Here is a 23,024-nt window from a genome sequence, read left to right on the forward strand (position 1 = left end):
CGCCGCTGTCGCTAGGGTCTGGACTATAAGCCATTCTAATCGTGCTCGTTGCCGAGCACCGCTCGGAGCCCTGAGTCGTTCTGGCGGAGATGTTCCTCGATCCATCGGGTCGTGCGGTCGTAGGCATCCAAAAACAACCCGGAATGCCGACTCCAATCCATGAAGCTGATCGTGTTGGAAACCTCCGGACAGACCAAGATATCCTCTTCGCCGACGGCAATGTCCTGCGGCCGGTGTGCCAGCATGCTCGAGGCAATGACCTGAAGCATGCTGGGAACCCGAGGCAAACGGGCACGACCGAAAGGGTTCAGCAAGGCCAATGCCAGTTCGGAAGCTCCGGGGATGCGGTCATAGTCTATGTCGTATTTCTGCGGTGCACTCGTCCCGAAGGTAACGATGACATTGGGTCCGGTCTTGAGCTCCTTCATCTGCTCCAGCGGCAAATTGTTCATGATAGCGCCGTCCACCAGCATATCGCCGTCATCTGTAAAGAACGGCGGCAGGACACCCGGGATGGAGCCGGACGCCCGAACGGCGTGCCAGAGCTTTCCACGACGGTGGACATGGGGCTGACGGCTGCTCAGATTGGTCGAAAGCGCAAAGAACGGAAGCCAAAGATCCTCGATCAGAACGTCGCCGTATTCCAGCCGAAGGGCCCGATCAAACGCTTTGTGATCCAGAAGCGCGAAATGCGGCAAGGTGGGACGGCGAAACGCCCGGCTCTTGATAAATATGTTGTGGGCACCTCGGTCGATCTGCTCGGCATCCAAGCCTCTTGCGAAGCCGGCCATCATCGCCGCTCCGGAACTTGTCCCGCCGAGATAGTCGAAGCAAGCGCCCGCCTCGACGAAAGCCTTGTAGACGCCTAAATGAGCGCTGCCGAGGGACCCACCCCCTGCCGCCACGAAGCCCAGTGCCTTGCCCGAAATAAATCGGACCAGGCGCTGGAAATCAGACCCGTCGTCCAGCGCAACATGATGATGCTGGTCAACATAGGGTCGCTCATCGAGCCATGCAGAGGTACCGGAGACCGCAGCCGAGCGACGGTCGTGAATTAGGACAAGCCGACTGGTCGATGGCGGATGGACCGATAGCGTCAGTTCCTCAGACGGGTTCAGGCGAGGCGAGCAGGACGCGTTGGCCAGCAACAGGACGGTATCGGCCTGGCGAATGCAGATTTGGGTCCATTCATTAGGTTCCTCATCGGCAACATAGACGATGAATTGGGCTTCCGCCTCCAGTTCGTTCAACCAGTTAAGGATCGGCTGGTCGTCGATCGGAAGACCTGGGAACTTCGCTTGGATCTCAAGCCGGGAAACGAACCGAGCGCGCGTGGCCGCGCCGAACGCTTGCCGCAGGTGCTGGATGAGCACCGGTGAGATGCGACTTCCGCCGGCTGCAATGATCGCAAGCGTTCGGATCTTGGCAGGTTCCTTGAGACGCGACGAACTCGGAGATTGGGTGGCAAACCGGCGCGCCAGAAATACCGTGACCGCCTCTCTCAGGCTCGGCAATGTCTCGGCCGCCTTCTCGAAATGATTGCGACCGATTTCAAGGACGATCGAATCGCGCGCTGCAAGGACAGTGGCCGTGCGGGGTAGTCCTGCGAAGAAACCGATTTCACCGATGAGTTCGCCCTGTGCGATCTCGGCGACCGAGCCAGTCGAATCTCCTTTGTGTACCGTAAAGCGTCCAGACAGCACGATGAAAAACCTGTCCGACGCATCGCCTTCGCGAACCAGAACCTCACCGCGTCTCAGGACCCGACGGTCGGATTCGGCAGCTAAAGCCTCGAGCGCCAGCAACGACGCCCGATCGAACATCAATGTCGCCGACAATAAACTCGCTGCAAGAGAATCGACGGAGGACATCTGAGCCATCCCTTGGGAATCCATGACTTTTGTCTCCTCGAGGGTGCTGGACGCCCTGCCGAATGACACCATACCACACATGAGAGCCGCCGAACGGCTGAGGCGCGGGACTGACCGCTGGGCGCTCTCTGGCTCCCAGCAAGGGCCACGATCAGGCCGCCACGCCGCTCTCGGCGTCCGTCTTTTGGGCCGGGAAATTCACTTGAGCCCACATCGCGAACCTGCTCGCTTGCCTGCCTGCTATTTTGTTTACGAGCGCAATCTCGTCGTGCGGACCCGGGCCAAGGTAAGTGTGAACCTGGAAGTAGCTAAAAGTCCCTGCCACCTCGGCGGCCCCAGGAAAAGAGGTAGCAAAAACGTCCGTTGGGACTTGTTTGAATGAAATCTTATGTCCCTGCCGTTTCAGCGTGTCGACGATTTCATTGAAGCTCATGAAATCACCGACCAAAGGCAGATGCTCGCCGTTTCCTGGCTCATCCGGGTGTCCGAATGCGCCGGCCACGAGGTCGCCGAGTTCGGTGATGTCGCCCATGTGAATGCAACGTACGTCCGGATCAAGGGGAAGAGCCCAGCCCAGGTTTCCATCTTCCTGCTTTTGCGGAGCAAGTGCGCCCACAAAGTTCTGGTAGAAAAATGGCGCGATAACGAACGTATGATGCGCAAAGCTAGCCTTCTTCACGATCCAATCAATTTTGGCTTTGCCGGTGAAGTGGGGAACGTGGGGCTTGCCGCCGCTGATTGCTTCTACATTGGGCAACGTTGACCAGACAAAATGCTGGACGCCGGCCTCTTTGGCGGCGCGCACCGCTGCTGTTGCTTGCTTGAACTCGTCGGTACCTTCTTCCCAAAAATTGGTGACCAGAAAGACGCCGTATGCCCCTTCAAATGCAGCTTTGAGGCTTTCCGGGCGGTCCAGATCTGCTTCGACGACTTCCTCGGCGAGTTCGCGGTTTTTGCTGGGACACGCCTCTGCGGCCGGCCCCTTGCCTTGACGCTTGCCGGTGGGCGCTCTAGGGAGGGCCGCATCCCCGCCTTTCCCGTCGAGGCCGCCGTGACTGTTGATATCCCAGCCCATATGCATCCCAGCCGCTCGTTCCAGGAGCTGATCCTGACCTTGCATAACTACTGGGCTGACTATGGCTGCGTCGTTCTCCAGCCCTACGACATGGAAGTTGGCGCCGGCACGTTCCATCCGGCGACGACGCTGCGCGCGCTCGGGCCAAAGCGCTGGAACGCGGCCTATGTGCAGCCTTCGCGCCGGCCCAAGGACGGGCGCTACGGCGAGAACCCGAACCGGCTTCAGCACTATTACCAGTACCAAGTGATCCTGAAGCCGAACCCGGCTAATCTGCAGGAGCTTTACCTCGGCTCGCTGTCGGCCATTGGCGTCGATCCACTTCTGCATGACATCCGCTTCGTCGAGGACGACTGGGAAAGCCCGACGCTCGGCGCCTGGGGGCTGGGCTGGGAGTGCTGGTGCGACGGCATGGAAGTGTCGCAGTTCACTTATTTCCAGCAGGTCTGCGGCATCGAATGCGCGCCGGTGGCGGGCGAGCTCACCTACGGGCTGGAGCGGCTGGCCATGTATGTGCAGGGCGTCGACAATGTCTACGACCTCAACTTCAACGGCCGCGAGGGCGCCGACAAGGTGACCTATGGCGACGTCTTCCTGCAGGCCGAGCAGGAATATTCGCGCCACAATTTCGAATTCGCCAACACGGCGATGCTGCTTCGGCATTTCGAGGACGCCGAAGCCGAGTGCAAGGCGCTGCTCGATGCCGGCGCGCCCTTCTCCCCCCTCGAGGGGGAGATGCCCGCGAAGCGGGCAGAGGGGGGTGCCTCAGAAGGCACCGCAAGTAGGACGTCGAGCACTGCCCGAGCGACCTCTCCCGGCCAGGCTTCGTCTGGCCACCCTCCCCCCAAAGGGGAGGGGAACCACCGCCTGGTATTCCCCGCCTACGACCAGTGCATCAAGGCCAGCCACGTCTTCAACCTGCTCGACGCGCGCGGCGTGATTTCCGTCACCGAGCGGCAGAGCTACATCTTGCGGGTACGCAATCTGGCGAAAGCCTGCGGCGAGGCGTTTTTGCTGACGCAGGCTGGCGGGCTGGCGGCTTAGCTCCAGAGGCTATTTGCGATTTCGACTGAAGCGCTGATTGGCAATACGCCTTGGCCGCTGGAGCCAGCCATCGTCCGCAGCGCTTGTCTAACGCCAGGCATCGCGAACGTCCCATGAGCCTGCGCTGCGAAACAGGCGCTGAGCGCGAGGATCTGTAGGAATGTCGATGCCGTCTTCATGGTCGTTCAGCCAATAGTTCCCTGCCTGAGCGTTGGTCGCTTCAGCGCTGCGTTCGGTTCATGGAAATCTTTGACCCAAGGACGGATAGCCCCGCTTCGACCCGACAGGCAGCGGAAATTTTTTGGAAATCGTCGGTAGACACGCCGATTGCATGGGGAAGGGTGACAGCGGCCAGCCGAGTTGCTATGCCCCGCCCGGACCATTTTGCCGCGTGAGCACAATCAATGCCCGACCTGCTTTTAGAACTCCGTTCGGAAGAGATTCCCGCGCGCATGCAGCGCAAGGCGGCGGGCGACTTGAAGAAGATGATGACGGACGGTTTGGTCGAGGCCGGGCTGACCTATGAGGCGGCGCGCGAATATTGGACGCCGCGGCGGTTGGCGCTCGACATTCGCGGCGTGACCGCGCGCTCGAAGGGCATAAGCGAGGAGATCAAGGGACCCTCGACCAAGGCGCCCGAACAGGCGGTGCAAGGTTTTCTGCGCAAGGCCGGCCTTTCCTCGATCGCCGAGGCGCATGTCCATGCCGATCCGAAGAAGGGCGACTTCTATGTCGCCCATATTGCGAAGCCGGGCCGGGCGGCGGAAAAAATCATCGCCGAACTGGTGCCGGGCATCATCCGCGGCTTTCCATGGCCGAAATCGATGCGCTGGGGGCCGGCCTCGGCGAAACCCGGATCGTTGCGCTGGGTACGGCCGCTGCAATCCATCCTTTGCACCTTCGGCCCGGAGACCGAGGAGCCGGTGGTCGTCGACTTCGAGATCGACGGCATCCGCTCGGGCAATGTCACCTACGGCCACCGTTTTCATGCGCCGGGCGCGATCACCGTGCGCCGCTTCGACGACTATGCCGCCAAGCTGGAGGCGGCGAAGGTCGTGCTCGACGCCGACCGGCGCAAGGAGATCATCCTTTCCGACGCCAGGAATCTCGCTTTCGCCAACGGGCTCGATCTGGTCGAGGACGAGGGGCTGCTCGAGGAAGTGTCAGGCCTGGTCGAATGGCCTGTCGTGCTGATGGGCGAGTTCGAGCAGGACTTTCTCGCCATTCCGGCCGAGGTGATCCGGCTGACCATCCGCGCCAACCAGAAGTGCTTCGTGACGCGGCCACCGGGTGTCGGTGAAGCGCTTTCCAACCGCTTCATCCTGACCGCCAACATCGAAGCAAGCGACGGTGGCAAGGAGATCGCCCACGGCAACGGCAAGGTGGTGCGCGCCCGCCTGTCCGACGCGCTCTATTTCTGGAAGACCGACCAGGGCGACCTGCCTGATCTCGACCAGTTGCAGGCATCGGCGGAAAAGTTCGGGCTTGATCTCAAAAAGCCGCTCGACCAGCGCATGGCCCGTCTCGACCATCTCGGCGTCACCTTCCACGCCAAGCTCGGGACGCAGGGTGAGCGGGTTGAGCGGATCAAGAGGCTGGCTGGCGAGATCGCTGACACGTTGTCGAAGCAGCCGAATTTCTTCGATGGCAAGCTTCTGTCCGCCGACGATCTGAACGTCGAGCAGAAATATCTCCGCGAGCGCGCCGAGCGTGCTGCCGTCCTGGCCAAGGCCGACCTCACCACCGAGGTAGTCGGCGAGTTTCCGGAATTGCAGGGCGCCATGGGCCGCAAATATGCGCTGCTGCAGGGAGAGCATCCCTCGGTCGCCGCCGCGATTGAGGAACATTATAAGCCGCAGGGCCCGTCCGACCGTGTTCCGACCGACCCGGTATCGGTGGCCGTAGCGCTCGCGGACAAGCTCGACACGCTGGTCGGCTTCTGGGCGATTGACGAAAAGCCGACGGGGTCAAAGGATCCCTATGCGCTGAGAAGAGCAGCGCTAGGGGTGATCAGGGTCTTGGTCGAGAATGGCGTGAGGCTACCGGTCCAGCGCCAGTTTCTTTACGCACTGTTCGGACTTACCTACAATGGCGGTAATCGTTTTTCGGTGGTCTGGCGAGCGGATGACGGGGGTGATTTCACTACTGGCGTTGGATCGGCCGATGATCTGCTCAGTGAGCGAGCAGGTTTGTTGTCCTCGGAGGTACGTGGCGTAGAACCCCCAGACCATTCTGCGGCTGAAATAATTGCCGACCTCCTCTCCTTCTTGCACGATCGCCTAAAAGTCTATTTGCGCGACCAGGGTGCGCGGCATGATTTGATCGATGCTGTGTTGGCGGCGGGTTCGCGCCCAATCTCCCCCCTTGTGGGGGATCTGTCGGCGAAGCCGACAGAGGGGGGCGCTGTCCCGCTGGCGTCTCAAAATTCTGCCGGGGAAGGGCGCTCTACGTTGCCCCTCTCTGCCCTGCCGGGCATCTCCCCCACAGGGGGGGAGATCGGCCAATCGCCGAACGACGACCTGCTCCAAATCGTCCGCCGCGTCCAAGCACTTGGCACGTTCCTCGACACCGAGGACGGCAAGAACCTGCTTGCCGGCACCAAGCGTGCGGCCAATATCCTGGCTGCCGAGGAGAAGAAGAAAACGACCATCGCCGAACGTGTTGAGCCGGCTCTATTCCGGGAAGATGCCGAGAAAGCGCTGTTTGCCGCGGTGAATCAGGCCGAGAGAGAAGCCGGCCAAGCGATTCACAATGAAGACTTTTCCGCCGCCATGCTGGCGCTTAGCGCGTTGCGTGAACCGGTTGATTCATTCTTTGAACGCGTTCTCGTGAATGATGAGGACCTGGCCGTGCGCGCCAATCGTCTGGCACTGCTGGCACGCATCCGGGCAGCGACCGACAAGGTTGCGGATTTCTCGAAAATCGCCGGCTGAGGCTTGGGAAAATATTTCTTTCCCAATAGCCGGTCGAGCCGGCTTACAGTCATATGACGATCATCTCTGCTGGCACAAGGAACATGTTCGCCAACCCCGCGGAGGCTTTCATGAATTCCGCTCGCGACATCGAAGTGACAGAAGAAACTCCCGCCGAGACGGTTGCGTCCGCTTCCGAAACGACCCTCGACGAGGTCGCCGCTGCCGACGCGGACAAAGAAGTCGCGGCCTGAGGTTTTTCAGGCGACGGAATTTTACTCAATGAACCAGGCGGCGCGCGAGCGTCGTCCTGGCCTCGAACGGCTATCTGGCCTGGTCGATCTCGGGAATGGGCGTCGGTTGCGGCGTTGCGGGCTCAGGCGGGCTGTTCGTTGCACTTATCTTTTTGTCGGATCTGGTGGCCGCCCCAGGTGCTGCGACAGCGGTTGTCGCGGCAGGTGCGACGCTGGGGGCCGGCTTTGCGAAGGCGTCGCCGACGATGCCGCCGCGAATGATCATCGGGCTTTGCATGAAGTCATGCTTGGGTTGGCTCGGGATCGCAGCAACTTTTTCATAGGTGACGTCGGGCACTGGTTCGCCGAGCGCCACGATCGATGGCGTCGAGGAGCTCCCAGCCATCTTCACCGCTTCAGGCGCGCCGAGCCTGACGACGGATGGCATCGAGGATGGTGCACCGAGAACAACGAATGACGAAGCCTGTGCTCCGCCCGCCGCCAGAGTGAGACCGAGCGCTGCCAGGATACGCACCCAGACCATGATAGTTCCCCTTGCCCAACAAGTCGGCACCATATCGTCCGGGAATTGATGCGGGCTTGCGAGGAAAGCTAGCATTTTAGCGATTTGATAATTCGCTAACGTCCGGACTTGCCCCGTAAACGTCACCGTATTACGCACCCACATCTGTGAGGTCCCGCATCTGTAAGGTGATGAGAGTGGCTGAGATACTTGCCGCCGGCGAGGCGATGGAGCGGGCGCTGGCGCTGCTCGAAGTCGGCGATATCGTCGCCATTCCGACGGAAACCGTCTACGGGCTGGCCGCCGACGCCACCAATGGCGTTGGCGTGGCGCGCATCTTCGAGGTCAAGGGCCGGCCGCGCTTCAACCCGCTGATCGCCCATGTCGCCGATCTGGCGATGGCCGAGCGCCTCGCGCTGTTCGATCCGCTGTCGAAAAGACTGGCGCAGTCATTCTGGCCGGGACCGCTGACGCTGGTGCTGCCGCAGCGGCCCGGCAACGGCATTCATCCGCTGGTCACCGCCGGGCTCGATACGATTGCGCTGCGCATGCCGAAGGGCTTTGGCGGCGAACTGATCGCCAGGCTCGGACGCCCGCTTGCCGCGCCCAGCGCCAATTCCTCAGGCAAGATCAGTGCAACGACGGCCGAGGCCGTGGCGGCGGATCTTGGTGCAAAAATCAAGCTGGTGGTCGATGGCGGCGCGACGTCGGTCGGGCTCGAATCGACAATCGTGAAGATCGAGGGGGGAAAGCTGCGGCTGCTGCGACCGGGAGGCATTGCCGCCGGGGAGATCGAAGCGGCCGCCGGCGTGAAGCTGTCGCGCGGTGCGGCGGGCATCGAGGCGCCGGGCATGCTCGCCTCGCATTACGCGCCTGGTGCTGCGGTGCGGGTCAACGCCGCAAAAGTCGCAATGGGCGAAGCCTTGCTGGCGTTCGGGCCCCGCCGTGCCGAAGGCTGGCAAGGCGCTGCCGCCTTGCGCAACCTGTCGGAGACCGGCGATCTGCGCGAGGCCGCGGCCAACCTCTTTGCCCATATGCAGGATCTCGATCGCAGCGGCGCCAAGACAATCGCCGTCGAGCCGATTCCCCTCGACGGGCTGGGCGAGGCGATCAACGACCGGCTTTCGCGCGCCGCCGCCCCTCGTGACAAGATCGACGTAGGGCCATAGTTTCCAGCTATGAACGACATATCCCGGGATATCGACCCCGCCATCATCGACCGCTTTGCGGCCATCGTCGGCGACAAATATGCGCTTCGCGACCAGCAGGACATCGCGCCCTACCTCACCGAAAGGCGCGGCCTGTGGCATGGCCGAACGGCGCTGGTGCTGAGGCCCGGCAGCGTCGACGAGGTCAGCCGCATTATGCGGCTGGCGACCGAGACGGGAACGCCGGTGGTGCCGCAAAGCGGCAACACCGGGCTGGTCGGCGCGCAGGTGCCGGATATGTCCGGCCGCGAGATCGTGCTGTCGCTGTCGCGGCTGAACCGCATCCGCGAGATCGACATCCTGTCCAACACGGTCACCGTCGAGGCCGGCGTCATCCTGCAGACGCTGCAGGAAGCGGCCGATGCCGCCGACCGGCTGTTTCCGCTGTCGCTTGCTGCGCAGGGCTCCTGCCAGATCGGCGGCAATCTCTCTTCCAACGCCGGCGGTACCGGTGTGCTTGCCTATGGCAATGCGCGTGAGCTCTGTCTCGGCGTCGAAGTGGTGCTGCCGACTGGCGAGGTCTTCGATGATCTGCGCAAGCTGAAGAAGGACAACACCGGCTACGATCTGAAGAACCTGTTTGTCGGCGCGGAGGGCACGCTCGGCATCATCACCGCCGCCGTGCTCAAGCTTTTCCCCAAGCCCAAGGGGCGCGAGGTGGCCTTTGCCGGCCTGTCGTCACCTGAGGCGGCACTGTCTCTGTTCAGCCTGGCGATGGACCGCGCCGGTGCCGCGCTCACCGCGTTCGAACTGATCGGCCAGAGGCCCTACGACTTTACGCTTCTGCACGCGCCAGGCGTCGTGCGGCCGCTGTCCGGGGATTGGCCGTGGTATGTGCTGATGCAGATCTCTTCGGGCCTCTCGGCGGAGGATGCGAGGGCCCTGATCGAAGAGGTGCTCTCAGCCGGCCTCGAACAGGAGATCGTCGGCGATGCGGTGATTGCGGCGAGCATCACGCAGGGCGATGCCTTCTGGAATTTCCGCGAGGTGCTGCCCGAGGCGCAGAAGCCCGAAGGCGCCTCGATCAAGCACGACATCTCGGTGCCGGTGGCGGCCATCCCGCAATTCATCGAAAAAGCGGCCGGCGCCGTGCAATCGGTCAGCCCGGGCGCGCGCGAGGTCTGTTTCGGCCACATGGGCGACGGCAATCTCCACTACAATATCTCCCGGCCGATCGGCGGCGATGACGAAGCGTTTCTCGGGCTCTATCACGCCATGAACAAGGCCGTGCATGATGTCGTGCGCAGCTTCCACGGCTCGATTTCGGCCGAGCACGGCATTGGCCAGCTGAAGCGCGATGAATTGATCGCGACGGCGCCGCCGATGGCGATCGAATTGATGCGAAGGGTGAAGACGGCCTTCGACCCGGCCGGCATCATGAATCCCGGTAAGGTTATCTGATCCTTTCGATGTCTTGTGAATGGTCGCATTCCGATAACCATCCCCTTGAGATCAGCAAAATTTAACCGACTTTCTTAAGCGCTGCGATAAGAAGCCCGCGCTAACGTTTCCCCACAACGAGGCTGGAAAAACCGGCCCGGAGAACCGGAAGACCGGCTCTCAGGAGAGACAGGAAGGGCACAATATGAACACTGGACTGAAGCCAGTCTGGGCCGGGCGCAACATGCGCCTCGACCCATTCCGCCTGCCGCAGGTGGTGAGCTACGGCACGCGCGACGATTATGGCGACGTTACCTTCACCATCGACCACCGTGGCGCCGTCATTCGCCGCATGCTGGAGATGAGCGGCGTGCCGGCGTTCGTCGCTCTGCCTGCCAACGCGTTTCGTGGCGTGGCCGCCCGCGCGATGGAGGATCCGGATGGCAATGTCACGGTGACGCTGGAGCTTCTGCACAATGATCCGATGCTGTCGGTGCCGCTGCTGGTGGCCGACGATCTCGAGGATGTCGCCGCCGACTGGCGCGCCTGGGCCGCTGCCTACCGCCTGCCGATGCTTCTGATCGAATCGGACGGCATCGCCCGCACGCTGGAGGAATCGCTTGGCGCCGCCATCAAGACATTGCCGGCGCAGAACCGCCGCAAGGGTCGGGTTTCGACCACGCGTCGTCCGCGCTTCCTCGCCCGTCGCAGGGCCGGCGATCTCGGCCTCAGGCTGGTGATTGGCGGCCAGGAAATTGTCTCGCGGGAATAACTACACCAGCGGCTTTAGCGCCACCCACAGCGCGCCACCGATCAGGCCGAGAAAGATCAGCCAGCCGACCTGGTTGTTCGACCTGAACAAAAGCATGCACTGGTCCGGATCGTCGATGTCCAGCCTTGCTATCTGCTGCGCCATATGGGCGCCGGCGGCGATAAGCCCGGCTAGCGCCGGCACCGGCGCCTGCGCCGACGCAAAGGCGATGGCGAAGCTGACCAGCGCCCCGCCATAAAGCCCAACGAGCCAGGTCTTGGTGTTGTCGCCGAATAGGCGTGCGGTCGAACGCACGCCGACGATGGCGTCGTCCTCCTTGTCCTGATGCGCATAGATCGTGTCGTAACCGATCACCCACAGGATCGAGCCGATATAGAGCATGACGGGCGGGCCATCGAGATCGCCGAATTCGACCGCCCATCCCATCAGCGCACCCCAGGAAAAGGCAAGGCCGAGAACCAGTTGCGGCCAGTTGGTGAATCGCTTCATGAATGGGTAGATGGCGACGACGGCGAGCGAGCAGATGCCGAGTAGGATGGCAAAGCTGTTGAACTGCAGAAGCACAGCGAGTCCAATCAATGCCTGGATAACGAGAAACGCCCAGGCCTGCCGGCGCGTGACCTTTCCCGCCGGCAGCGGCCGCGAGCGCGTGCGTTCCACCTGGTTGTCGATGTCCTGGTCGACCAGATCGTTGTAGGTGCAGCCGGCGCCGCGCATGGCGATGGCGCCGATCAGGAACAGCACGAGATACCATGGCGCCGGCAGCAGCGAGAGCAGTGGATCAGTAGGGCGTGGATAGGCACTTGCGGCAAGGGCTGCCGACCACCAGCACGGCCACAGCAGCAACTGCCAACCGATCGGCCGATCCCACCGGGCAAGCTGCGCATAGGACCACAGCCAGCGCGGCAGAATGCGGTAGACCCAGTGGCCGCTCGGCGCATCGGCGACGCGGCCCTGGGCAGCTTTCGATTGGATGGGTTCCATCGTGCTGAAGTGGCAGCAGAGGCGAACGCCGTCAAGCATCAAGCCAAATGGTCATGCCGTAAAATATGGTAGGCGGCGAACCAGCCTTTCCCCGCTGATGCCCGACGTTCCCGTGCGCAATTGGTCCCAAACCATCCAAATGTCTTGACCCATCGTCCGGGGCGCAATAGCGCAGTCCTGATCGTGGAATGGCAAGGGATCTGGGCATGCGTGTTTTGTTGATCGGCTCCGGCGGCCGCGAACATGCGCTGGCCTGGAAGATCGCGGCCTCGCCGCTGCTGACGAAGCTTTACGCGGCGCCGGGCAACCCAGGCATCGGCCAAGAAGCCGAACTGGTGACGTTGGACATTGCCGATCATGCGGCGGTGGCCCGGTTCTGCGCGGAGAAAAAGATCGACCTCGTCGTGGTCGGGCCGGAAGGGCCGCTGGTCGCCGGCATTGCAGACGACCTCCGCGCTGAAAACATTCGCGTCTTCGGCCCGTCCAAGGCGGCGGCGCGGCTGGAAGGCTCGAAGGGTTTCACCAAGGATCTTTGCGCGAAATACGACATCCCGACCGCCGCCTATGGCCGTTTCGGCGACCTTGCGTCGGCCAGGGCCTATGTCGAAAAGATGGGCGCGCCGATCGTCATCAAGGCCGACGGCCTCGCCGCCGGCAAGGGCGTCACCGTCGCCATGAATTTGGCCGATGCGCTGGCAGCACTCGATGCCTGTTTCGACGGATCCTTCGGACAGGCCGGCGCCGAGGTCGTGGTCGAGGAGTTTCTCACCGGCGAGGAGGCGAGTTTCTTTTGCCTGTGCGACGGCGCCACCGCGCTGCCGTTCGGCACCGCACAGGACCACAAGCGCGTCGGCGACGGCGACATCGGCCCGAACACCGGCGGCATGGGCGCCTATTCGCCGGCCCCGGTGATGACGCCGGAGATGATCGAGCGCACCATGCGCGAGATCGTCGAGCCGACCATGCGCGGCATGGCCGAACTTGGCGCGCCGTTTTCCGGCGTGCTGTTTGCCGGGCTGATGATATCAGGCGAGGGGCCGAAGCTGATCGAATACAACACCCGTTTCGGCGACCCGGAATGCCAGGTGCTGATGATGCGGCTGAAGGACGACCTCCTGGTCCTGCTCAACGCTTCTGCCGACGGCCAGCTTGCGCATACCTCAGTGCGCTGGCGCGACGAGGCGGCGCTCACCGTGGTGATGGCGGCAAGGGGTTACCCCGGCACGCCGGAAAAGGGCTCGATGATCCGCGGCGTCGAAGAGGCCGCGGGCGATGGTGTCGAGATCTTTCATGCCGGCACCGCCATCAACAGCGGCGCGCTGGTCGCCAATGGCGGCCGTGTGCTCGACGTCACGGCCGTCGGCGGCACAGTCGGCGAGGCGCAGAGACGAGCCTATGCGGCGCTCGACCGGATCGATTGGCCGCAAGGCTTCTGCCGCCGCGACATCGGCTGGCAGGCCGTCGCGCGCGAGCAGGCGCGCTGACGCCGAACGGCTTTCAGCTTTTAGCGCAGGCCACGGTCGAACTCGGTTGATGCGGTGCTGACCGGATCGCTGGCGGCGGGCGCGGCTTCAACGGCTGATGCGGAAGGCTTTTCTTTCCGCGTCCAGGCCACATATTCGGCAATCCCTCGCGGAAGGCGCAGCAACGTCTTCACAGCAGGCATTTGAAAGCTGCTGCGGAACTTGGCCCAGCGGGCGCTGAACATGGCGATCATTTCGGAGAAGGTCGGTGATGCCACCACGGTGGCGTAGGTGATGGCATTGCCCGCAAGGCCGGCCTCGCGCGAGAGAGGCACCGGTATCGAGGCAAGGTAATCCGGCTGCGCATCGATCAGGCCGCCGAAGGGCCATTGCGCGCGCAATGTGGCGGCATCCATCGGTGCGACATTGACGTCGATATCGTTGGGCGTGCCGGCCACCCGGTAAGGACAGCGGAACCGTCCGCAATTGGCTTTTGCCGAAAACTGCCAGAGTGCGTAGCCTTGCCAGTTGCCCATCGGAAAATGCACGCCGATGTCCGGCTTGTAGCGCGCATACCAGAGCGGCAGCCGCGACAGGAGCCGGTATTTGTACTTATTGTCGGCGATGTGCCTGGCGGTCTTGCCGTTGGTGTAGAGCACCGGAAAGCGGCCCAGTCGCCGATGCACATGGCGCACGAACTCCTCTGCATCCTCGAGCGACATCCATTTCGTGGGGTCGTCATCCTCGATGTCGAGGGCAAGCAGGTCTTCCGGACCAGGTTTCGCGAAATTGATGAAATTATTGGCCTGTCCCACAGGGTTGCCGGGGCGGGCGAGATGATAGGCGCCCCATTTCAGGCCGAGCGCCTTGGCCACTACCTTGCGCGTCTGGAACAGTTCCTGTGCCACCGCATGGCGCTTCCACAGCGTCTTGCAGAGCCGCGTCTCGGTCTCGTCGCCGAAACAGAAATAGACTGGCGGCATCCCGTCGGACGCCTTGTTGATGAAGCCGACGATCCGCTTGTCGGTCGCAAGTTCAGCCCAATCAATGGGATTGTATTCGTAGGCGTCGATCACCAGCGCCCGGTCGGCATCCTTCCACGGCGCGGAGAAATCCGAGGCTTGTGTCGGCCCCAACACCATTGTCATCGCGGTCGCGACGACGAGGAGTCCTAGGCGGCGAAGAGGGTGCGCCGGCGGCTTCAAACAGCAGATCCTTGCTGGCCAAAACCTGATTCTGAACCGCCATGGTTAAGGAAATACTTTCGGCGGCCCGCGGCGAATGCCGCAATTCTGCCGGTGGTGGCTTTACTGGCCATCAACGGAGGGAGAGCGGCTGGAACGGGTCGGGCGCCGGCGCTTGCGGCAGCGTTCCCTCAGCCTGGCGTTTGCGGTGATGGGCCAGCGAGCATTGAGGCGAACACAGAATGCCGCGATCCGACCAATAGGCGGCGCCGTCCTCGATCTTGCCCCGATGGTACCAAAAACCTGCCGCTCGATAGGGCAGGCCGCATTCGATGCAGCGAAAGGCGTCAGGTCTGGCGAGCACGGGCGGTCCGATCCAGTATTCTTGAATCTGTCGCCGGTCGACTTGTCCGGCTTTTTGCCGATTTTAGCGTGAACAGCTCCAATTGCAAAATCCGCGTGACAAAATTTGACGTTTACGTAAAAAGAAGGCGGGAGAGGCGACCCAAAAGCGAATGGTTTTGTGTCCGCACGGATATTAAGTTTCCCTGCCGGACAGAGGAGGAGCGAGCGGCATGTATCTGGCACCGGTCGAGGAGATCGCCTTCACGCTGAAGCATGTGGCCGGCCTGAAGCCGGCGCTCGACGCCGGCACCTTTGGCGAGCTTGGCGAAGACCTCGTCGCCGCCATTCTGGCGGAAGCCGGCCGCTTCGCCACAGAAGAGGTCGCGCCGCTCTACAAGATCGGCGATGAACAAGGCGCGGTGCTGAGCGGCGCTGCCGTCACCATGCCGCCTGGCTGGAAGGCGCTCTATCGCCGCTGGATCGACGGCGGCTGGAACGCGCTGTCCGCACCGGAGGAATTCGGCGGCCAGGCGCTGCCGACCATGCTGGGCGTCGCCGCGCTCGAAATGTGGAACTCCGCCGCCATGGCCTTTGGCATCGGCCCGACGCTCACCATGGGCGCGGTCGAAGCACTCGACAAGCACGCCTCACAGGCGCTGAAGGCCAAATACTTGGAAAAGCTCGTCTCCGGCGAATGGATGGGCACGATGAACTTGACCGAGCCGCAGGCGGGCTCAGATCTGAACGCCTTGCGCGCCAGCGCCGAGCCAGCCGGCGACGGCACCTACCGCATCTTCGGCCAGAAGATTTTTATCACCTATGGCGAGCACGATTTCACCGACAACATCATCCATCTGGTGCTGGCGCGGCTGCCGGACGCGCCGGCCGGCACGCGTGGCCTTTCGCTGTTCCTGGTGCCGAAATTCCTTGTCGGCGACGACGGCGCGCTGGGCGCACGCAACGACGTCTTCTGCTCCGGGCTGGAGCACAAATTGGGCATCCACGCCTCGCCGACCTGCACCATGATCTATGGCGACGGTTTCGAAGGGACCACCCCCGGCGCGATCGGCTGGCTGATCGGCGAGGAAAACAAGGGGCTCGCCTGCATGTTCACCATGATGAACAATGCGCGGCTCGCCGTCGGCATGCAGGGCGTGGCGGTTGCCGAAACGGCCACGCAGAAGGCGCTCGCCTACGCCAATGACCGCCGGCAAGGCAAGGCTGCAAGCTATGACGGCAACGGCATGGCGCCGATCGTCCATCACCCGGACGTGCAGCGCAATCTCCTGACCATGAAGGCGCTGACCCAGATTGCGCGCGCCATCAGCTATTCCTGTGCGCATGCCATTGACCACGCGCGCGTATCTGTCGGCGATGAAGCCACCCACTGGCAGGAACGTGCCAATCTGTTGACGCCGCTGGCCAAGGCCTTTTCCACCGATGTCGGCGTCGAGGTCGCCTCGCTTGGGCTGCAGGTGCATGGTGGCATGGGTTTCATCGAGGAGACCGGTGCGGCAGCACTTTATCGTGACGCGCGCATCGCGCCGATCTACGAAGGCACCAACGGTATCCAGGCGATCGACCTGGTGGCGCGCAAGCTGCCGCTTGGCGGTGGCGAGCATGTGCATGGTTACATCGCCGAACTGAAAGCGGTCGCCAATCAAGTGCGGACCTCAAATCTTCAAGGTTTTGGCCGCACCGCCGATGCTCTCGACCAGGCGCTCGACGACCTCGGCCAGGCGACGCGTTTCCTGCAAGGGCTGCTTGCCGACGGGCGCTCGGACGAGGCGTTGGCCGGTGCGACGCCGTATCTGCGGCTGATCTCGCTTGCGGCGGGCGGCGCCTATCTGGCACGCGGCGCGCTTGCCGACCAAAGCCGCACCGCCCTTTGCCGTTTCTTTGCCGAAAACCTGCTTGGCGAGGCGGGTGCGCTGAAGGAGCGCGTCATTGGCGGCGCCGAAAGCCTTGCCGCTGCCGGCAAGACACTGATTTCTGCCTGACATCCACAAGGTCGACGTTTTACAAAAGCCCGGCGTCTCACAAAGGACCACCACCCGTGACAGACCATATCCTCGTCGAGCGCCAGGGCGCCATCCAGATCATCCGAATGAACCGTCCGGACAAGAAGAACGCCTTGACGCGCGCCATGTATGCGAAACTGTCCAAAACCCTTGCCGAGGGCGACGCGGATCCGGCGATCCGTGTTCACGTCTTCCTCGGTGTTTCAGGCGCTTTCTCGTCCGGCAACGACCTTGCCGATTTCATGGTCGTCGCCACCGGCGGCGAGGGCGGCACCGAGGTCTGGGATTTCCTGATGGCGCTGGCCAGGGCGGAAAAGCCCATGGTTTCCGGCGTCGACGGCATCGCGGTCGGTATCGGCACCACGCTCAACCTGCATTGCGACCTGACCTTCGCCACGCCGCGCACGATGTTCCGCACGCCCTTCGTCGATCTCGGCCTGGTCCCCGAGGCGGGGTCGAGCCTGCTCGCGCCGCAGATTCTCGGCCGGCAAGGCGCCTTCGCGCTGCTTGGCCTCGGCGAAGGCTTTTCGGCCGAGCGGGCGAAAGCGGCCGGACTGATCTACGCGGTGGTCGAGGAGAACGAGCTCGAATCCGCCGTGCTTGCCGCCGCCGGGCAGATCGCGGCCAAGCCGCCCCAAGCGCTGAAGATCGCGCGTGACCTGATGCGCGGCTCGCGTGAAGAGCTCGTTGCCCGCATCGGCCAGGAAAGCGAGCATTTCCGCGAGCGGCTCAAATCCGACGAGGCCCGCGCGGCCTTGATGGCCTTCATGACCAGGAAGAAGGTAGGTGTTTAGTCCGGCATTTGATAGGTGGGATCGAGCCGGAACCGTTGGGGCTCTTTTGCCCAGATTTTGCCGGCGCCGTTAGTGCTCCACCGTATATTGGCGATGCCATATTGCCGCGCGTCCAGTTCTCCCCGGTGAAGCCGCTTAAGGGACCACCCCTCTCAGGGGTAAAGCCTTGTCTTGTCCCAGCCGCCCTTGGCATTGCGGGAAAAGACGACGCGGTCGTGCAGCCGGAAAGGCCGGTCGTGCCAGAACTCGATCGTCTGCGGCACGATACGGAAGCCCGACCAGTGTTTCGGCCGTGGGATCTCGCCGATCGCGTGGCGCGCCGTGTATTCGGCGACGGCTTTTTCCAGTGCGAAGCGGCTCTCCAGCGGCCGCGATTGTTTCGAGGCCCAAGCGCCGATTCGGCTGCCGCGCGGACGCGTCGCGTAATAGGCGTCCGCTTCCGCCTCGGTAACGATCTCCACCGGCCCGCGCGCGCGCACCTGCCGGCGCAGCGATTTCCAGTGAAAGCACATCGCCGCCTTCATGCTGCCAAGAATCTCGCGGCCTTTGGCGCTCTCGAAATTCGTATAGAACACAAATCCGCTTTCATCGAACCCCTTGAGCAGCACCATCCGCACATTCGGCATGCCCTCGGCATCGACGGTCGCCAGCGCTACGCTGTTGGGATCGTTGATCTCACTCTTCGTCGCGTCGTCGAGCCATGCGGCAAAGAGGCGGAATGGCTCGGCAGCCTCGGTAAAGTCACCGCTTGTTAACTCAGTTTCGCTCATAGTTTTTCCAAATTCTATTGCCGGCCGGGGAGATTGCCGATTGTCGCGCATCGCGCAACCTTTTGACAGCAGGCAATGGAGCCTTATTGCTTCGGCCAGCGCCCAGGCTGCGGTCAAGGCCGCCGCGATCGTGCTGGTCGTCTTGCCGCTTGCCGCCTGCGGTGCCGGCGGCTTCAGTTTGGAGCAGGCGGAGGTCGACCGTACGATCCTGACCAGCAGCACGCCTGCTGTTGCCTCACCGATCGATCAGGATCGCGCCTCGGACCAGGCGACGATCCGCAACGCGGTGTCTTCCGCCGATATTCAGGAGCTTGGCGGGCAGGCCGTTCCCTGGGCGAATTCCGATACCGGTTCGCGGGGCTCGATCATCGAACTGGCGGAGTCTAGGGACAACGGTCAGCTTTGCCGCCGCTTCACCGCGTCGCGCGAAAGCTTCGACGGCGTCGCCCTGTTCAAGGGCGAGGTTTGCCTGGCCGGCGCCGGCGCGTGGCGGATGCAGGACTTCAAAGCGCTCTGATTTTCCGCCATCATATGACCGCGCGCCACTGGAATTTCTTCCTATGCGAGCGCATATAGGTGGCAATCGTGGACTCACTTCTTCTCCAGGGCAGGAAGCATGCGCGACCCCTATGAGGTGCTGGGCGTTGCCAAGAACGCATCGGCCAAGGATATAAAATCGGCGTACCGCAAACTCGCCAAGGAGTATCATCCGGACCAGAATCCGGATCCCAAGGCGAAGGAGCGGTTTGCCGCAGCCAACCAGGCTTACGAGATCGTCGGCGACGAGAAGAACCGTGCGGCTTTCGATCGCGGCGAGATTGACGCCGAGGGCAAGCCGCGTTTTCAAGGCTTCGAGGGTGCCGCCGGCGGCGCCGATCCGTTCGCCGGCTTTCGTCGGCAGCAAGGACCGGGCGGCTCGCGCTTCGAGTTTCGCTCAGGCCGTCCGGGCGGCGATCCGTTCGACGGCAACAGCGACATCTTCAGCCAGATTTTCGGCGAGACCTTCTCTCGCGGTGCCGGGACGGGCGCCGGCCGGCAGGCGCCGTCCGGCGCCGACCTGAACGTGACGCTCGACGTCACCATCGAGGAAGCGGCGACCGCGGAAAAGGTAACGGCGATGTTCCCCGACGGGCGCAAGGTCGCTGTCAAACTGCCAGCCTATGTCGAGGACGGCCAGACGATCCGGCTGAAAGGCCAGGGCGAGCAAGGGCCGGGGCAGCCGGGCGACGCGCTGGTCAAGATCCGCTTCCGGCGGCACCCGCGCTATCGTGTCGAAGGCCGCGACCTCCACGCCGACCTGCCGGTTGCACTGGCGGATGCGGTGCTGGGTGCTAAGGTGGCGGTCGAAACGCCGACCGGCAGGCTTGCGGTAAATGTTCCCGCCTGGTCGAGCTCGGACAAGGTCCTGCGGCTGAAGGGCAGGGGCCTGCCGGAAAAAGTTGGCGGTCACGGTGATCTCTACGCGCACGTGCGGTTGATGCTGCCTGAAGGTGGCGACAGCGATCTCGAAGCGCTGATGCGCAACCGAAAGCGCTAGTTTTGCGCGTCCAAAAGGACGCGCGGCGCTGTAGAGCGATGCTTTTGTCCCCTGAACTGTCCGTGTTGAGCGCTTGAAGGGGCTCTGTGCCTGTGCGATAGCCACTCCACAAAGCAGAAGATCTTGCGGAGAGCGCTCACATGACGGGTGGACAAGGCATTATGGCCGGCAAGCGCGGGCTTGTCCTGGGCGTCGCGAACAATCGGTCGATCGCCTATGGCATAGCCAAGGCCTGCGTCGACAACGGCGCCGAGATTGCGCTGACCTACCAGGGCGAGGCGTTCAAGAAACGCGTCGAGCCGCTGGCGGCTGAACTCAACGCCCGTGTCGTCGGTCATTGCGATGTGACCGATCCGGCAACGCTCGATGCGGTCTTCGACGACATCGCCAGGCATTGGGGCAAGCTCGATTTCCTCGTCCACGCCATCGCCTTTTCCGACAAGGACGAGCTGACAGGCCGCTATGTCGAGACGACGCGCGACAATTTCCTGCGCACCATGGACATCTCGGTATTTTCCTTCACCACCATCGCCAAGCGCGCCGAGGCGCTGATGACCGATGGCGGTTCGCTGCTGACGCTGACCTATTACGGTGCGGAAAAAGTGATGCCGCATTACAACGTAATGGGTGTCGCCAAGGCGGCGCTCGAAGCCAGCGTGCGCTATCTGGCCGTCGACCTCGGCGCCAAGAAAATCCGCGTCAACGCCATCTCCGCCGGCCCGATCAAGACGCTGGCCGCCTCCGGCATCGGCGATTTTCGCTACATATTGAAGTGGAACGAATACAATTCACCGCTGAAGCAGACGGTAACGCAAGAGGAAGTCGGCGATTCAGCCGTCTATTTCCTGTCCAATCTTTCGCGCGGCGTCACCGGCGAGATCCACCATGTCGATTCCGGTTACCATGTCGTCGGCATGAAGGCGGTCGACGCGCCTGATATTTCGACCGTCAAGGAATAACCCCTCGAACTCTCCCGCCTCCAGCCTGCTCTCGACCGCTCTCCGGATGACCTGATGTATCCGCTCGTCTACATCGCGCGCCATGGCCAGACGGTGTGGAACGCCGAGTCCCGGCTGCAAGGACAGGCCGACACCGATCTCAACCCGCTTGGCTGCGAGCAGGCGACCCGCAACGGCCATCGGCTTGCCGAATTCGTTCATAACCCCGAGGATTTCGACTTTGTCGCCAGTCCGATGCGGCGGACGCGCCAGACCATGGAGCGCATTCGCGCTGCAATGAGGCTCGATCCGCGGGCCTACCGCACCGATCCCCGCCTTGTCGAAATGAGTTTCGGCGATTGGCAGGGTTTCACCTTTCCCGAACTCGAGGCCCGGCATCTGGGCTCGGGCAGGGAGAGGCGCCTCGACAAATGGAATTTCCTGCCGCCCGGCGAGGGCGCTGAAAGCTATCAAATGCTGCTTGAGCGGATAAAGCCGTGGTTCGACGCGCTGGACCGCCCGACGGTCTGCGTGACCCATGGCGGCGTCGTGCGCGCCCTGTTTCGCATGGTGCTGGGAATGCCCGAGACGGAAGCCGCAAACCTGGATGTGCCGCAGGATCGCTTGCTCAGGCTGGAGGGACGAACCCTGGAGTGGCTCTGAAGGACGCGAGTTCAGCCCTTCTCAGACATTGATTCAGAAATTGATGCCAAGTCGGGACGACGTAGAGAAGCGGGCGGAGGTTGGCGGCCAGTCCCCGTACGGCCTCTCCCAGGCGGATGCGGTCCTGCTCTGCTATCTTTTCGAATCAAGGCCGCCAGGCAAGCTCCACTTCCTGCACATGCTCAAGCGGATTGTCGGATAAACCGGCAATCTCCGTGACGATTTTGCGGCGGAGGACAGGAAAATAATCCTCCAATGTGCGAGCTGTGGTCGCGAAACTGTTGGGACCGCCGGTAACGTGGGTGTAGAGATAATCGGTTGGGTGCTGCCACGCTCCTTCGTATGGGTCGAGGCTGAGGGCTAAGTCCTTAGGTGGTAGCACCGGCGCGGGGATGGCAAGCGCATTGATGATGTGGCCCATGGCCAAGGCGTGGTCCCGCGCAGTCTCTGGGGCAGGACCATCATTGTTGGGTCCATTCGCTGAGATGTCGATAACCGCGCGGTCGGGTGTGGCGGGGCACTGGGCCAGGCTCTGGGACGCGTAGGAAATGGCCCAGCTGAGGCTAGTGAGGCCGAGGCGGTCTTGACCGGTACGGTGGCCCATATCTCGAATAACGTCAGCTGCCTCTCGCGCGCCGCGCGCATTTTCTATGATGCGCCAAGGCAATATGGTGTGGGCGGTATGATGGCTGGACCATTCGACGTAGGTCACGGCGATCCGCCCAGTGCGGGTCAGGGCTATGGCGGACACGATGTCAGGGTGGCTCAACGCCTGGGCGTGACCCTCACGCTGCATATGGGCTGTGTCATTGGCGATGCTGGCCGAGATATCAGCGGCCAGGACGAGGCACACGTCAACCGCAGCGTCGGCCTTCTGCGCGCGGACGGATGCAGCTGGAATAAGGCAGCTTGTGCAGATGATGAGGGTAGGCATGAGGGCGCCCCGGTGTTTCGGTGCGACTGCGGGGGTCGCCGTAAGAGCGTGGAGAGTTCCGTTGGTAGGGGCGATGTCGCCATTGATTTGGACGGTGCGTGCGCCGTGCGTTGCAATTTTAGCCACCGATCCCCCATTCACAAAAGACGCCTACGGCCCGCTTTACGCTCGCGCCGAGACAACTGAACGCGCAAGGATGCGTCGTTCGTTTTTGACCCCGTGACCTCGCCGGTTCCCGAAGGCTGTTTTATAGAAATTCAAATCTTGCGCATGCCCCAACTGGGTCAGACCAAGTGTACTAGCCCTACTCGTCAGGCTCCCTCGGCCGCGGACGGCTGGAAGTTTCGAGTTCGCTAATATAAACTCGGACTGC

General features: G+C 62.7%; 21 protein-coding genes. 13 read left to right on the plus strand and 8 right to left on the minus strand.

The genetic code is table 11. The features are described 5' to 3' along the window. Positions 1-35: 35 nt before the first annotated feature. Both BQ8482_RS08455 and BQ8482_RS08460 read right to left on the minus strand, forming a co-directional pair. A complete protein-coding gene (locus BQ8482_RS08455) occupies positions 36-1,871 on the minus strand; it encodes a patatin-like phospholipase family protein (protein ID WP_165848455.1) in 1,836 nt (611 codons plus the stop codon). A gap of 151 nt (positions 1,872-2,022) precedes the next feature. After that, entirely contained in the window at positions 2,023-2,946 is a 924-nt protein-coding gene (locus BQ8482_RS08460; protein WP_123147472.1) for an NmrA/HSCARG family protein, read from the minus strand. Between BQ8482_RS08460 and BQ8482_RS08465 the strand changes: the two genes are divergently transcribed. The 3 genes from BQ8482_RS08465 (at position 2,923) to BQ8482_RS40020 (ending at position 7,156) form a co-directional block, all read left to right on the plus strand. After that, positions 2,923-3,990 carry a glycine--tRNA ligase subunit alpha gene (locus tag BQ8482_RS08465; protein ID WP_244602659.1) on the plus strand — a complete coding sequence of 356 codons (1,068 nt, stop codon included), beginning with the start codon at positions 2,923-2,925 and terminating at the stop codon, positions 3,988-3,990. The two genes, BQ8482_RS08460 and BQ8482_RS08465, sit on opposite strands and share 24 nt — an antisense overlap. A 404-nt stretch (positions 3,991-4,394) precedes the next feature. Then, a complete protein-coding gene (gene glyS / locus BQ8482_RS08475; RefSeq protein WP_123147038.1) occupies positions 4,395-6,923 on the plus strand; it encodes a glycine--tRNA ligase subunit beta in 2,529 nt (842 codons plus the stop codon). Positions 6,924-7,033: 110 nt separating this feature from the next. Further along, a complete protein-coding gene (locus BQ8482_RS40020) occupies positions 7,034-7,156 on the plus strand; it encodes a hypothetical protein (protein ID WP_280178801.1) in 123 nt (40 codons plus the stop codon). A gap of 70 nt (positions 7,157-7,226) precedes the next feature. Here the strand turns inward: BQ8482_RS40020 and BQ8482_RS08485 are convergent, their stop codons facing one another. Next, a complete protein-coding gene (locus tag BQ8482_RS08485; protein WP_123147039.1) occupies positions 7,227-7,679 on the minus strand; it encodes a hypothetical protein in 453 nt (150 codons plus the stop codon). Positions 7,680-7,855: 176 nt separating this feature from the next. On the opposite strand from BQ8482_RS08485, the gene BQ8482_RS08490 reads away from it, so the two are divergent. The 3 genes from BQ8482_RS08490 to BQ8482_RS08500 all read left to right on the plus strand — a co-directional run bounded on the left by BQ8482_RS08490 (position 7,856) and on the right by BQ8482_RS08500 (position 11,018). Next, a complete protein-coding gene (locus tag BQ8482_RS08490) occupies positions 7,856-8,827 on the plus strand; it encodes an L-threonylcarbamoyladenylate synthase (protein ID WP_165848456.1) in 972 nt (323 codons plus the stop codon). A gap of 9 nt (positions 8,828-8,836) precedes the next feature. Beyond that, positions 8,837-10,267 (plus strand): FAD-binding oxidoreductase, encoded by a 1,431-nt coding sequence (locus tag BQ8482_RS08495; RefSeq protein ID WP_123147041.1) that lies wholly within the window; start codon positions 8,837-8,839, stop codon positions 10,265-10,267. 184 nt (positions 10,268-10,451) lie between these two features. Continuing rightward, positions 10,452-11,018: a DUF6101 family protein gene (locus tag BQ8482_RS08500; RefSeq protein ID WP_123147042.1), complete on the plus strand. Its 567-nt coding sequence runs from the start codon at positions 10,452-10,454 to the stop codon at positions 11,016-11,018. Here the strand turns inward: BQ8482_RS08500 and ubiA are convergent, their stop codons facing one another. After that, on the minus strand, positions 11,019-12,002 hold the full coding sequence (gene ubiA / locus BQ8482_RS08505; protein WP_123147474.1) for a 4-hydroxybenzoate octaprenyltransferase: 984 nt from the start codon (positions 12,000-12,002) through the stop codon (positions 11,019-11,021). A 206-nt stretch (positions 12,003-12,208) separates the two neighbouring features. Between ubiA and purD the strand changes: the two genes are divergently transcribed. After that, complete coding sequence (gene purD, locus BQ8482_RS08510; RefSeq protein WP_123147475.1) at positions 12,209-13,486, plus strand: phosphoribosylamine--glycine ligase; 1,278 nt, start codon at positions 12,209-12,211, stop codon at positions 13,484-13,486. Between the two features lie 20 nt (positions 13,487-13,506). Here the strand turns inward: purD and BQ8482_RS08515 are convergent, their stop codons facing one another. Continuing rightward, a complete protein-coding gene (locus BQ8482_RS08515; RefSeq protein WP_123147476.1) occupies positions 13,507-14,613 on the minus strand; it encodes a glycoside hydrolase family 25 protein in 1,107 nt (368 codons plus the stop codon). A gap of 169 nt (positions 14,614-14,782) precedes the next feature. Continuing rightward, a complete protein-coding gene (locus BQ8482_RS08520; protein ID WP_123147043.1) occupies positions 14,783-15,013 on the minus strand; it encodes a hypothetical protein in 231 nt (76 codons plus the stop codon). A 211-nt stretch (positions 15,014-15,224) separates the two neighbouring features. Between BQ8482_RS08520 and BQ8482_RS08525 the strand changes: the two genes are divergently transcribed. Together BQ8482_RS08525 and BQ8482_RS08530 are read left to right on the plus strand one after the other, a co-directional pair. Then, positions 15,225-16,994, plus strand: a complete 1,770-nt coding sequence (locus tag BQ8482_RS08525) for an acyl-CoA dehydrogenase family protein (protein ID WP_123147044.1) — start codon at positions 15,225-15,227, stop codon at positions 16,992-16,994. A gap of 56 nt (positions 16,995-17,050) precedes the next feature. Continuing rightward, positions 17,051-17,809, plus strand: a complete 759-nt coding sequence (locus BQ8482_RS08530; RefSeq protein WP_123147045.1) for a crotonase/enoyl-CoA hydratase family protein — start codon at positions 17,051-17,053, stop codon at positions 17,807-17,809. A 152-nt stretch (positions 17,810-17,961) separates the two neighbouring features. Here BQ8482_RS08530 and pdxH read toward each other — a convergent pair whose 3' ends face one another. Next, the gene (pdxH, locus tag BQ8482_RS08535) at positions 17,962-18,579 is read right to left on the minus strand and encodes a pyridoxamine 5'-phosphate oxidase (RefSeq protein ID WP_123147046.1); all 618 of its coding nucleotides are present in this window, start codon (positions 18,577-18,579) and stop codon (positions 17,962-17,964) included. Between the two features lie 40 nt (positions 18,580-18,619). Here pdxH and BQ8482_RS08540 point away from each other — a divergent pair, with 40 nt between their 5' ends. The 4 genes from BQ8482_RS08540 to BQ8482_RS08555 all read left to right on the plus strand — a co-directional run bounded on the left by BQ8482_RS08540 (position 18,620) and on the right by BQ8482_RS08555 (position 21,717). Next, complete coding sequence (locus BQ8482_RS08540; RefSeq protein WP_123147047.1) at positions 18,620-19,096, plus strand: RT0821/Lpp0805 family surface protein; 477 nt, start codon at positions 18,620-18,622, stop codon at positions 19,094-19,096. A gap of 99 nt (positions 19,097-19,195) precedes the next feature. Continuing rightward, positions 19,196-20,116, plus strand: coding sequence for a DnaJ C-terminal domain-containing protein (locus BQ8482_RS08545; RefSeq protein ID WP_123147048.1), 921 nt, complete (start codon positions 19,196-19,198; stop codon positions 20,114-20,116). A gap of 140 nt (positions 20,117-20,256) precedes the next feature. Next, positions 20,257-21,075, plus strand: coding sequence for an enoyl-ACP reductase FabI (gene fabI / locus BQ8482_RS08550; RefSeq protein ID WP_123147049.1), 819 nt, complete (start codon positions 20,257-20,259; stop codon positions 21,073-21,075). Between the two features lie 54 nt (positions 21,076-21,129). Continuing rightward, positions 21,130-21,717, plus strand: coding sequence for a histidine phosphatase family protein (locus BQ8482_RS08555; RefSeq protein ID WP_123147050.1), 588 nt, complete (start codon positions 21,130-21,132; stop codon positions 21,715-21,717). 145 nt (positions 21,718-21,862) lie between these two features. Here the strand turns inward: BQ8482_RS08555 and BQ8482_RS08560 are convergent, their stop codons facing one another. Next, positions 21,863-22,651 carry a DUF1194 domain-containing protein gene (locus BQ8482_RS08560; RefSeq protein WP_133254708.1) on the minus strand — a complete coding sequence of 263 codons (789 nt, stop codon included), beginning with the start codon at positions 22,649-22,651 and terminating at the stop codon, positions 21,863-21,865. Between the last annotated feature and the right edge of the window lie 373 nt (positions 22,652-23,024).

The organism is Mesorhizobium delmotii (assembly GCF_900149755.1).
GTDB classification, from domain to species: Bacteria; Pseudomonadota; Alphaproteobacteria; order Rhizobiales; family Rhizobiaceae; genus Mesorhizobium; species Mesorhizobium delmotii.